At 49.9% G+C, this 11,569-nt stretch carries 10 protein-coding genes; 5 read left to right on the top strand and 5 right to left on the bottom strand.

The genetic code is table 11. The features are described from left to right. Nucleotides 1-43 precede the first annotated feature (43 nt). Nucleotides 44-1,042, bottom strand: a complete 999-nt coding sequence (hflC, locus tag SPIRS_RS14600) for a protease modulator HflC (RefSeq protein ID WP_013255453.1) — start codon at nucleotides 1,040-1,042, stop codon at nucleotides 44-46. Further along, nucleotides 1,039-2,022, bottom strand: coding sequence for an FtsH protease activity modulator HflK (gene hflK, locus SPIRS_RS14595; RefSeq protein WP_013255452.1), 984 nt, complete (start codon nucleotides 2,020-2,022; stop codon nucleotides 1,039-1,041). Before hflK ends, hflC begins: the two co-directional genes overlap by 4 nt. Nucleotides 2,023-2,164: 142 nt before the next feature. Between hflK and metG the strand changes: the two genes are divergently transcribed. Both metG and SPIRS_RS14585 read left to right on the top strand, forming a co-directional pair. Next, complete coding sequence (metG, locus tag SPIRS_RS14590; RefSeq protein ID WP_013255451.1) at nucleotides 2,165-4,375, top strand: methionine--tRNA ligase; 2,211 nt, start codon at nucleotides 2,165-2,167, stop codon at nucleotides 4,373-4,375. 5 nt (nucleotides 4,376-4,380) lie between these two features. Continuing rightward, nucleotides 4,381-5,415, top strand: a complete 1,035-nt coding sequence (locus SPIRS_RS14585; protein ID WP_013255450.1) for a lipid II:glycine glycyltransferase FemX — start codon at nucleotides 4,381-4,383, stop codon at nucleotides 5,413-5,415. Between the two features lie 16 nt (nucleotides 5,416-5,431). Here SPIRS_RS14585 and murD read toward each other — a convergent pair whose 3' ends face one another. Then, nucleotides 5,432-6,802 (bottom strand): UDP-N-acetylmuramoyl-L-alanine--D-glutamate ligase, encoded by a 1,371-nt coding sequence (gene murD, locus SPIRS_RS14580; RefSeq protein ID WP_041866108.1) that lies wholly within the window; start codon nucleotides 6,800-6,802, stop codon nucleotides 5,432-5,434. Further along, nucleotides 6,795-7,757, bottom strand: coding sequence for a hypothetical protein (locus SPIRS_RS14575; RefSeq protein ID WP_013255448.1), 963 nt, complete (start codon nucleotides 7,755-7,757; stop codon nucleotides 6,795-6,797). Before SPIRS_RS14575 ends, murD begins: the two co-directional genes overlap by 8 nt. Nucleotides 7,758-7,966: 209 nt before the next feature. Between SPIRS_RS14575 and SPIRS_RS14570 the strand changes: the two genes are divergently transcribed. From SPIRS_RS14570 to SPIRS_RS14560, 3 genes are all read left to right on the top strand, one after another. Next, complete coding sequence (locus tag SPIRS_RS14570) at nucleotides 7,967-8,710, top strand: flagellar basal body L-ring protein FlgH (RefSeq protein WP_013255447.1); 744 nt, start codon at nucleotides 7,967-7,969, stop codon at nucleotides 8,708-8,710. A gap of 34 nt (nucleotides 8,711-8,744) precedes the next feature. Next, on the top strand, nucleotides 8,745-10,706 hold the full coding sequence (gene dxs / locus SPIRS_RS14565) for a 1-deoxy-D-xylulose-5-phosphate synthase (protein WP_013255446.1): 1,962 nt from the start codon (nucleotides 8,745-8,747) through the stop codon (nucleotides 10,704-10,706). 76 nt (nucleotides 10,707-10,782) lie between these two features. Beyond that, on the top strand, nucleotides 10,783-10,953 hold the full coding sequence (locus tag SPIRS_RS14560; RefSeq protein WP_013255445.1) for a 4Fe-4S binding protein: 171 nt from the start codon (nucleotides 10,783-10,785) through the stop codon (nucleotides 10,951-10,953). 234 nt (nucleotides 10,954-11,187) lie between these two features. Here SPIRS_RS14560 and hisI read toward each other — a convergent pair whose 3' ends face one another. Continuing rightward, on the bottom strand, nucleotides 11,188-11,562 hold the full coding sequence (gene hisI / locus SPIRS_RS14555; protein ID WP_013255444.1) for a phosphoribosyl-AMP cyclohydrolase: 375 nt from the start codon (nucleotides 11,560-11,562) through the stop codon (nucleotides 11,188-11,190). Nucleotides 11,563-11,569: the final 7 nt, after the last annotated feature.

Below are 11,569 nucleotides of genomic sequence, written 5' to 3'. Positions count from 1 at the left end.
GCGGCAAAAGCCGCCGGTTCTACCCTGTGTTCCGAAAGCGACTCTATCGTCCGTCCTCGTTGTAAAGGTAATTGAAGTATTCCATATCTGTGCTGAGTGTCTTCTTGAATTTCGGAAGGGTCTTTCGATAGCTTTCGATGCTTCTCCAGAAATTAAAAAAATCAGGGTCGGTCTCATAAGCATCTGCATAGATCGTCGTTGCCGTTGCGTCTGCGGCACCCTTAATGGTCTCCGCCTCTTCGTAGGCCTTGGAAAGGATCTGTTTTTTCTCGTTTTCAAGACGTCCCAGCAGGATCGCTTTCTGCCCTTCACCGTAGGAGCGGTAGGCTTCGGCAATCTGGTTTCGTTCTTTTTTCATTCGTTCATAGACGCTGTTGGTCAACTCGTCGGAATATCGTATCTGACGAAGTACCACATCTATCAACTCTATCCCGAATTGAGGCATAAGTTCCGCCGTCGCACTGAACATATCCCGGCTGAGCTGTTCTCTTCCCCGGCCTACTTCATCGTAATTTTGATTCGTAAAGGTAAGTTTTTTCAACTCTTCAAGGTTAACTTCATCCTGGCTGACCGCACTATCTCCCTGGCCAATAGTGGGAACGCGGTCGATATCGTTGATGATATTGCTGTTTCGCACAGCTTCCCGTAGGTTGTTCTGACTGATAACGGTACGTACCGAGGAGTCGATGATGCCGTCAAGCCTGGAGTATCCGCCCTCAAGGGTGGAAAGTGATTCGTAGAATTTTTTGGGATCATTGATACGCCATCGGGCGGTGGTGTCGACCCAAATAAACTGATTCTCTTTTGTGGGGATCCGCTGTGCGTCTCCATCCCAGCCAAGTATTCGTTTCGGATACTTAACCACGGTGTCGATCAGAGGAACCTTAAATTTCAGGCCCGCATTCTGTTCCACATCCACAATGGCTCCGAATCGAGTGACTACAGCCTGTTCCCCTTCGTTGATCACATAAAAGGGGCCGATGAGCACGAAAATGATAAAGGCGATAAATACGACGACCAAAACTGTTACAAGCTTTTTCACTGCTGACCTCCCGCCTGCTGGAGGCTCTTTAAAGGAATGAAGTTTTGGAGATGCTTATCAATCAGGTCGGTACCCTCGGCATCGGCAAAGGTATCTTCCATCATTTCGATGTAAAGTCGCCGTTTGGTAATTTCAGGACTCTTTCTGTATTCACGCTCTACCGAGAGGAATCGGGCAACATCACCGTTTGCCTGGTTCTCGCGTTCCGCCGCATAACCGTGGGCTTCCTGGGTGATTCGCTGTGCCTGGCCTCGTGCCTTGGGAATCTCTTTGTTGTACTGCTCTTTTCCTTCGTTGATAAAGCGTTCCATGTCCTGAACCGCTGCATTCACATCCTCAAAGGCTTCCTGAACCTCTCCCTCCGGGGGTACGGTATTTTGCAGTTTGACCGTGGTCACCGTTATGCCGAGGCCGTACTGATCATACTTCTGCTGCATCAGCTCTTGGGCCTGAATTTCGATATTACTCCGTTCCGAACCGATGACATCAAGGATGGCTCGGTCTCCCACAAGCTGGTTGATTATCGATTGACTGATATCCCGAATCGTCTGGTTTTGATCGTTTACGTTGAACAGCCACGCCTTGGGATCGGAAATGCGGTACTGGATGATCCATTCGACATCGATGATGTTAAGATCCCCGGTAAGCATGATCGATTCTTCTGGAAAGTCTCCAGAGGCATAGATTGTATCGATTCCCGACCGCTGCGTTCGGAAACCGAACTCTTTTTTCTGGACAACCTGGGTCGGCACATTATAGTTATGTTCGATTCCGAAAGGCATTTTAAACTGGAGCCCCGGCCCTACAATCCTATTAAATTTACCGAGCCTTAAAACGACAGATTGTTCGCTTCCGTCGACTTTGAAAAAGCTCGACATAACGCTGCCTACAACGGCGATCACAATGATCGCAATAATCACCAGACGGGGACTGAGAGTGATTTGCGGCCCCTTGCCTGGCGTAACATCGCGTTCTGGCATACTACCTCCTTTGGTCAGAGTATTCCTTTTTACAAGGTAGCTTCTCATAAGGTCATAGTCAAGGAAAGCTCTGCAATATTGCGTTTGTCCTTCCTGGGCGATATTGCATAGCATGCCTTCATCGCGCTATAGTTTTGCTACTATGAAGAAGAAACGACTGATTACCTCGGCTCTCCCGTACGTAAACAATATTCCTCATCTTGGAAACCTCATTCAGGTTCTCTCTGCAGATGTTTTTTCGCGTTTTTGCCGCTTAAAAGGCTATGAAACCCTTTATGTCTGCGGTACCGATGAATATGGGACCGCTACGGAAACAAGAGCACTTGAAGAGGGTGTTTCCCCGAAAGAGCTCTGTGACCGTTATTACAAAATCCATTCGGAGATCTATTCCTGGTTTAATATTGCCTTCGATCACTTTGGAAGGACATCGACCCAATGGCAGACCGATATTGTCCAGGATATTTTTAAAAAGGTCGATGCCGCCGGCTATATTACCGAACAGACCATCGAGCAGCTCTACTGTGAATCCTGCGACCGGTTTCTTGCCGATCGCTTTGTCCGGGGAACATGCCCCCATTGCGGTTATGAAGATGCACGTGGTGATCAGTGTGAAAACTGCGGCAAGCTGTTGGATCCCACAGACCTCATCGATCCACGCTGCGGCTTATGCGGCCAGACACCGAAACTCAGATCGACCAGCCATCTCTATCTTGATCTGCCGAAGATCAGGCCGAGACTTGAGGAATGGATCGATAAGGCGTCGGTCGAGGGCTTTTGGGCCCGTAATGCCATTCAGATGACTCGCAGCTGGATACGGGACGGCCTCAAGGAGCGTTGTATCACTCGTGACCTGAAGTGGGGAATTCCCGTGCCGAAGCCCGGCTACGAGGGAAAGGTTTTTTACGTCTGGTTCGATGCCCCTATCGGATATATCTCCATTACCGCAAACCTTACCGACGAGTGGGAAACGTGGTGGAAAAATCCCGATGAGGTTGATCTGTTTCAGTTCATAGGAAAGGACAATATCCCTTTTCATACCGTTATTTTTCCCTCATCACTCATTGCCAGTGGAGACAACTGGACCCTTCTGCACCACATGAGCAGTACCGAATATCTCAATTATGAGAGCGGAAAATTTTCCAAGAGTAAGGGGATCGGCGTATTCGGAACCGATGCCCGGGATACCGGTATTCCTGCGGATGTATGGCGTTTCTACATTTTTTACAACCGCCCGGAGAAGTCAGACGCTCTCTTTACCTGGAGTGATTTTCAGGAAAAGGTGAACGGTGAATTGATTGGCAATCTGGGGAACCTGGTCAACAGAACCTTGACCTTTGTCAGTCGTTTTTACGATGGGAAGCTTCCCGAGGCTGCAATAGATGCGGATATGGCAGCCTGGATACGTGAACGTGAGGCCGAAATTACCGAGCACTTTGAGCGGGCCGAACTTCGTGATGCATTTCGGAAGATCTTTGCTCTCTCTTCGTATGGAAACAAGGCATTCCAGGAGGGTGAGCCTTGGAAGCTTCGCAAGGAAAATCCAGAGGCGGCAGCTACGCTCCTTTCTACCCTTGTTTATCTGGTGCGGGATCTCGGCGTGTTGGTGGAGCCCTTCATTCCTGAAACGAGTGGCCGTATGCTCTCCTTTTTCGGTATCGGCAAGGCCGATTGGGAAATCCTCGGTGATTTTAAGGGCATTAGCTCCATTGAGAAGCCTGAGATTCTTTTCGAACGGTTGGAGGATGAGCGTATCGCATCTTTGCGGGAGCGCTTTTCCGGAAGTCAAAAAGAACGTGAAGCACGGGAGAAGGAGAAAGAGATGGAAGAAAAAGCGGAGCAGGAGAAGCCTCTTGCCGAACGATTTGCCGAGGCTGTCGATATCAGAGTGGCGAAGATTATCGAGATTGAACGCCATCCCGAGGCCGACAAACTCTATATTGAAAAGATCGATTTGGGTTACGAACAGCGTACCATCGTAAGCGGATTGGTCCCGTACTACAAGGAAGAGGAGCTTCTTGGCCATAACATCCTTCTTGTCTATAACCTTAAGCCTGCAAAGCTGCGGGGAGTGAAGAGCGAAGGAATGCTTCTTGCCGCCGATGATGAAACTGCTCCCGAAGAAGAGCGTTCCATCGAGGTCCTTTTTGCCGACTGGGCGGAGCCCGGTAGTCGGATTTCGCTTGCCGGCCTGGGCACATCTGAAGGTGACGGCCCGAAACGGATATCTGCCAATACCTTTTTCTCCATGCCCATTGGTGTGGAAGAGTGGAGCGTCAAGGTCGATGGTAAGAATCTCGAAGTTGCCGGAAAGGCAATCAAAACGAATAAGGTCAAAAAGGGAAGCGTCGGCTGATCTTTATGTCCGTTAACACAGATACTATAGAAGTTCGTCCGATCCCCCTTGACTCCTTTGAGGGGGATCGGCTTTTGCAGAGCCGTTTCTGGGCTCGTCTTAAAGGCCTTTATGGATGGAAGGCTTTCACATTCCGGGTAACAACTGTTTCATGGAAGGCTCCGGTATCAATCCTTGTGCTGTACCGTCATTTTATGCCGGGAGCTGCAATCGCCTACGCTCCGCATCCTTCCCTTCCTTCGGGATCAGGGGCGTTGTTGGCCCCGCTTTCCAGGGCCCTAAAGGAATATCTTCCTTACGACACGCTCCTTCTTCGCTGGGACCTCCCCTGGCCCCTGGATACAGACTCCGGATCGGCGGCAATAGAGGGGCTGCTTCCCGCTCCTGTCGATATACAGCCCCCGAATACGGTGCTTATCGATCTTCATCCGGATGAAGATCAGCTTTTATCCGAGATGAAGTCGAAGACCCGCTACAATGTTCGTCTTGCTTCCAGAAAGGGGGTTGAGGTTTCTTCCGAAGGGGTAGGCGGCCTTAGCACCTGGTACGATCTCTATCGGGAGACAGCCGAGCGGGACCGCATCGCCATCCATCCCGAGTCCTACTATCGAAGCCTCTTTCGCCTCGTAAAGGAGCATCCCCAGGATGGTGTGGAGCTTGAGCTTCTCATGGCACGGACCGAGGGGCGGGCCATCGCCGGCATCATTGTCTCTCGATTCGCCGGAAAAGCAACCTATCTTTATGGGGCTTCCTCAAATAGAGACCGTAATCTCATGCCTGCATATGCCCTCCAGTGGCGGGCAATGACCGATGCAAAGGCCTCAGGCTGTGTCAGTTACGACCTGTTCGGAATCCCTCCTGCGGACGATCCTTCTCATCCCATGCATGGCCTTTATCGTTTTAAAACCGGGTTTGGAGGAACAATCCTTCATCGCCTTGGTCCCTGGGATTATCCTTTGCGCTCCATTCGTGCCGGAGGGTATCGAAGTCTCGAACGACTTCGGCGCTGGTATTTTCTTGAATACAAAAAGCGAAAATAGGCCGTAGAGCGGCTGTCTAAAGTGAGCCGACAAGAGCCCTGAATTGATCTCCCCTGTCAAATTCATTTAGAAACATCCCGAAGGAGGTTGCGCCCGGAGAAAATAGTACTATATCGCCGGGAGAGGCCTCTTTCTCGGCACATTGGACAGCCTCTTTGAGGGAAGCAAAGGGACCTGAGAAGGGTAGGTTCCTGCTTTCTAGAATATCGGCCATCTTATCCGAGGCGCTTCCTTCCAAAAGGATCATCTTTTTCGGGACGGCAGCATAGCTTTCGAGGGGAGAAAAATCGATGTTTTTATCGGTTCCCCCGGTGATAAGGATCAAGGGGGCGGAAAAGCTCTTCACCGCCACGGCCGTGGCTTCGGGGATGGTTGATGCGCTGTCGTTATACCACCGAACCTGCCGCTTTTCCGTAAGCAGTTCAAGCCTGTGGGGTATACCCCGAAAATCTGCCAACCTTTGCTTTACATCGCTGCCTGCTGTACCGAAAAGTTTCAGCACCAACGCCGCGGATAGAAGATTTAGCCTGTTGTGTTCCCCGCAAATGGCTATGTGCGCAGGCAGAATCTCTTCTTCACCCGATGCATCCCTGTACCAGCCGCTTCCGTCTTCGGCAAGCCAGGCCGAGATTCCCCTTGCAGAGCCCTCGTCTCGAAAAAAAGGGATTGACTTTGCAGGGGTTTCGGAAGCAAATTCTGCAGACCACGGGTCGTCTCCGTTTATTACGGTATAGGCCTCCTTGGTCTGGTCCGCATAGATGATCTTTTTGTCGGCAACATAGGCCTCCATGCTGTCGTAGCTGTTTTGATGATCATGCATGATATTGGTGATGAGCGAAACTGCGGGCTTCAAAAGTCTCTTCCCCCGCAGATCTGCAAGTTGCCAACTCGAAAGTTCAAGGATAACAGGCGCGGCGCTTTCGGCTCTGCATTCGTCGATAAAGGTGAGGGGGCTGACGGTGATATTTCCGCCAAGCCGGGCCTCAGGATAACGAAGCTGTATGGCATGGAACATTGCGGAGACCACCGTCGATTTTCCCTTGCTGCCGGTTACCGCGATGATGGGTCGATTGTTGTGGCGCAGGAAAATTGAAATATCGCTTTCCACCCGTGCCGCCGCTTTCAGGTAGGGACTCGAAGCAGGAACAGCCGGATTTTTGACAACGATATCGGCTTTCGAGAAATCACTCATTTCGTGTCGGCCAAGGACAAAACGAACGGGGAAAGAGGCGAGCTTCCTGATACTTGGGCCGAGAATTTTTTCGTCCCGAAGGTCTGTGACCGTTACCTCTGCCCCTTCCTCTATGAAAAATCGGGCTGAAGCAAGGCCTCCTCCGTGGAGCCCAAGTCCCATAATGGTGACCTTCATTCCCTCGTATTCAGTCATTGAACTCAACCAGGAACTCCTTCATATCGTGCTCATTAAGATAGGGTTTTACTATAAGGGGTTCCCATATTTTGTTCCAGTACTCCGGAATCTGCTCCTTAATCTGATTGAATTGCGGCAGGTTAACGGAAAAGGTTTTTCGTTTTAGGGTTTCCTGCATCGTCTCAATGTGTTGAGTCAAAAAGGATCTTGCCTGAACGGCGATGTGAAGATGGCGTTTTCTCCCCTCAGGTGAAAGATTGAGCACGGAATGGCAGATCGATCGGTGCTTGCAGTTGAAAGGGTAGTAGGGATAACTTTTTTTGCCGCTCGGAAGCATCAGTTTGGAAAAGAATTTCGTAAGATCATGATCCATCCATATTCCTTGAACGATGTAGCCTCTGCCGCTTTCGCCTATCCATGTTTGGCTGACCGATTGCTCTATACTACAACCGACTACCTTTCCCTCTTCTGTTGTCAAGCCGGAAAGGGGAATTAGGTTACACTCCAGAAAAAGTTTCCATGACTGGAAGCAGTGGCTTAGGTCGTTGTCTCCCTGTTCCACAATGGTGGACTCACTTGGGCGGTAACGAAGATCAAGTTGGACGAGGTAGAGATAATATGTCTTTTTTATTTGGTAGATCTGAAAAAACAGGGGACGAAAAATCTCCGCAGGATCGAAGATATAACTCAGATGTTCAAAGACCGAAGGGCAAAGCGGCAAAATCTGTTCTAAAAGGCCAATCACTGCATTCCTATAGCTATCCGAAGGCTCCGGATTGTCGACATCGTGATGGATGGGAAATTGCGGTACCTTGAAAGGACTTTGAAGCTTGAGAAAGAATTCTTCATTCTGGTTGAAATGAAGCGTGTAAGCTACTTCCTCCGATGAGATACTTTTTAGCATGTTGTTTATCTGGGGATCGGCCCAGCCGAATGTGAATTCCCCCGGTGCCCCTTGCATCAGTCCTATCATACGATACGCTTTAAACCATTGCAACGTGTTATGAAGCGTTGCCTCCCCTTGACGAGTTCGGAGTCAATGGTCATAATTGTCAAAGGACTACAGGAAAGGAGTGTGACGAGGTGCCCTGCGGAAGAAAACGTAAACGACATAAAATCGCCACCCATAAGCGCAAAAAGAAATTGCGCAAGAATCGGCATAAGAAAAAATAGGGACACGGCGTGACCGGGTACGGAAGATTACGTTCAAGTTTTGATCGGTTTATTCTCATACTTTTGTTTGGACCGATGGTGCTTGGTGCCGAGTCTCTCTGGAAACCCGGTTTTCCCGGATACGCCGCTGCTGGCGGCGGTCACGGGATGGGGGACCTTATCTCGGTTCTTCTGGATGCCGATACCGTACTTTCTCTCAATTCGGTTCAAACTTCCGACGATACAACGCAGCTGAGCTTTTCCGGCGGAGACGCCGGAGAGCTTACTTCGTTTTTGCCGTCTGCCGATTCTTCATCGAATCGGTCGGTGGAGGCGAAGCATGATCTTTCCTTCTCAACCTCCCTTGCAGCAAGGGTTATCGGGAAGGATGATAGTGGTGCGCTTCTGATCAGCGGTCGACGGCAGATACTCATTAATGGCACAAGGGAGGAGGTTTCGATCGAAGGATCGGTTGCTCCCGATGCAGTCGTAGAGGGGGTCGTTCGATTCGAGGATATAGCCGATGCCAAGCTTGTCTATCTCACGAATGCTTTTCCTTCCGGAGAGGTATTGGGTGAGAATGATCTTCGATATGACACTGTTCCTCCTGTTGTCCCTTCTGATGGGGCTCAAGGGGCGGTGGATCAATCCGTCTCTGGTGAGAATTCCCGTCCTGCCCTTAGTCAGCAGCGGCAAAGAGAACTTCTCCGTGCATATATGAACCGTTTTCTGCAGCTTCTCTTCCCCGTCGACACTCCCTCTTCTGTTCCCTGATTTTGTTTTGTTTTCTCAGGAGGTTATTTGCCTTATGCGGGCCGAACAAAACGGCTATCTTCATACTATTCACTCGCCGGACGATCTTAAACGACTGCCTTCGGGTTCGCTTCCTTTTCTTGCAAAGGAAATCCGTGAGCGTATCATTCATGTTGTTCAGAAGAACGGCGGCCATCTTGCATCCAACCTTGGGGTGGTTGAGTTGACCATTGCCCTCCATAGGGTTTTTTCTACACCGAAGGATAAGATCATCTGGGATGTCGGCCATCAATGTTATACTCACAAGCTGCTTACCGGCCGTGAGGATCGTTTCGATACCATTCGGAAGAAGGATGGTTTAAGCGGTTTTCCAAAACGGAGTGAAAGTATTCACGACGCCATGGATACCGGCCACTCCTCGACCTCGATTTCGGCGGGTTTAGGCATCCTTACCGGCATGCGGCTTTCCGGTGATTCCGAAGGAAAGGTTGTTGCTGTTATCGGTGACGGTGCAATGACCGGCGGCATGGCATTTGAGGCGCTGAACCACGCAGGGGACCTTGCAAAAGATCTTATTGTTATCTTTAACGATAACAACTGGTCGATCAGCCCTAATGTCGGGGGCCTTTCGGTTAATTCAAATCTCAGTAAACTATCCGCATTGGTTTCCAAATTAACGACAACAAGGTTTTATCAGTCCCTTCGCAAATACATTGACCGCGGATTACGGGGAATCCCTTTTCTCGGCTACAAGCTTTACGAACTTTTTATACGGTTTAAGAAAGCCTTAAAAGCTGTTGTCTTTAAAGAGACGATTTTTTCCGAACTCGGCTTTGAATATGTTGGGCCCATAGATGGCCATTCGATCAGCAGGCTTACCGAGGTTTTTGAGGCTGTTCGTCATCTGCATAAGCCGGTGATTGTGCATGTGATTACGCAGAAAGGACGGGGCCACTCTCTTGCCGAGGTAAATCCCACGGCCTATCATGGGGTCTCTCCCATGGTTGCGGTGGACGGAAAGATCGAGCGAAAGAGCGTTATGACCTTCACCGAGGTTTTTGCCGAATCCTTGATGCGTGAGGCTGAACAACGATCCGAAATTGTCTCAATTACAGCCGCCATGTCTGAAGGAACCGGGCTTTCTGCTTTTCGTGAAACCTATCCTGATCGTTTTTTCGATGTCGGAATCAGTGAACAGCATGCTGTTACCTTTGCAGCGGGACTTGCAGCATCGGGAATGCGACCTGTTGTGGCCATCTATTCCACCTTCATGCAAAGGGCCGTGGACCAGGTGATCCACGACGTAGCACTCCCCTCACTTCCTGTGCTTTTCTGCCTCGATAGATCGGGGCTTGTAGGTGCCGACGGTGAGACTCATCAGGGGCTTTATGACCTTTCGCTTTTTCTCTCGGTTCCCGGGATGACACTCCTTGCCCCTGCAGGAAAGGAGGAACTCCCTCACATGCTTGCATATGCCCTCACCCTTGACGGCCCCTGTATGATACGGTACCCCAAAGACGCCTGTCTTCCTCTTGGAGAGGCCTGTTCCCGTCCTATTGAAAAGGGTCGCGGAGTATTTCTGCGAGAGGAAGGTGGAGACGTGCTTATTCTATCCTACGGCGCGATCTGTGCACAGTGTGTCGGAGCCGCCGATCTTCTGGAACGAGAGGGGGTTGGGGCCGATGTTTGTAACATACGTTTTGCCAAGCCCATTGATGAAGAGTGGCTACTTGATAGTTGCTCCGGCTATCGTACACTCATTATTGTAGAAGAGGCTTCAGCAATCGGAGGCATCGGTGAGTACCTGATTGCGCTTATATCAAGATATCATACCGATATTGATCTTTTCCACTTTGGAGTTCCCGATCGTTTTCTGCCGCATGCCTCACGGAAAGAACTGTTGACTTCCGTTGGCCTTGATGCCGAGGCAATAGCCGGAAGGGTTCGACTCTGTCTCGCCGAACGGGAGACGTTCGGCAGTAAATCCGAAAGCTGGGGCTATCGAGGCAAGGAATAGACAACGGTGAATTCTCACTTGATTATCATTCCTCTCATAGTATATAGTAGTCCAGAGACTCACAAGGAGGAACGTCATGGCTTACAAAATTACCGATGACTGCACCAATTGTGGTGCTTGCGAAGCCGAATGTCCTGTTGAAGCTATCAGCGAAAAGGACGATCATCGTTGGATTGATCCCGATCAGTGTACGAGTTGCGGCACCTGTGCGGAAGTTTGCCCCGTTGAGGCTATTCTCGCCGACTAATTGACGTGATTCGATAAGGGAAAAGGGGGGTCTCTGAAGAGAGACCCCTTTTTTAGTTGTCGCAGTTTTATTTTCTTAGTGTTCGGAATCCTGGTGATGCACATGCCGTTTAGCAGGTAGATATCTTCCCTTTATGCCGGTGCATACGTTTTCCCATGGTTTGGCTTTCAATTGACGGAGAGAAAAGGAATTGTCTCCTTTTAACCACCAGGATTCCGAACACTATATTTAAATTTAATTGGAAAGCCTTCGAAAAAAGCAGCTTTTTGCCCCGGTATGACAAGCCGGCCCCGTCTGTTCCACTATGTAGAGGATGGTATCCCCATCGCAGTCGATGAGAATTTCCCTGATTTTTTGGATATGACCACTTGTTTCTCCCTTTTTCCACAACTTGTTCCTGCTTCTCGAGTAGTAATGGGCATATCCCGTTTCCATCGATAAAAAGAGGGCCTCTTTGTTTACCCAGGCAAGCATCAGCACCATCCCTGTTCCCCATTCCTGTACGACCGCCGGGACTAAGCCGCCTCCCTTTTCGAAATCGATTGCTTCTTTTGGACCTGCTCCCGAAAGGGGAGGATGAAATTCCCTAGGGTTGTATTGTTTTTCCATAATGATG

Source organism: Sediminispirochaeta smaragdinae DSM 11293 (assembly GCF_000143985.1).
Classification (GTDB): Bacteria; Spirochaetota; Spirochaetia; order DSM-16054; family Sediminispirochaetaceae; genus Sediminispirochaeta; species Sediminispirochaeta smaragdinae.
The sequence above is the reverse complement of the archived record's forward strand: the minus strand, read 5'-3'. Positions and strand labels throughout refer to the sequence as shown.

Bases quoted from the DNA above. Each gene is read 5' to 3' on its own strand.
- SPIRS_RS14560 (WP_013255445.1), top strand. From the start codon at position 10,783: ATGGCTTACAAAATTACCGATGACTGCACCAATTGTGGTGCTTGCGAA.
- hisI (WP_013255444.1), bottom strand. From the start codon at position 11,562: ATGGAAAAACAATACAACCCTAGGGAATTTCATCCTCCCCTTTCGGGA.
- SPIRS_RS14575 (WP_013255448.1), bottom strand. From the start codon at position 7,757: ATGATAGGACTGATGCAAGGGGCACCGGGGGAATTCACATTCGGCTGG.
- dxs (WP_013255446.1), top strand. From the start codon at position 8,745: ATGCGGGCCGAACAAAACGGCTATCTTCATACTATTCACTCGCCGGAC.
- metG (WP_013255451.1), top strand. From the start codon at position 2,165: ATGAAGAAGAAACGACTGATTACCTCGGCTCTCCCGTACGTAAACAAT.
- murD (WP_041866108.1), bottom strand. From the start codon at position 6,802: ATGACTGAATACGAGGGAATGAAGGTCACCATTATGGGACTTGGGCTC.
- SPIRS_RS14585 (WP_013255450.1), top strand. From the start codon at position 4,381: ATGTCCGTTAACACAGATACTATAGAAGTTCGTCCGATCCCCCTTGAC.
- hflK (WP_013255452.1), bottom strand. From the start codon at position 2,022: ATGCCAGAACGCGATGTTACGCCAGGCAAGGGGCCGCAAATCACTCTC.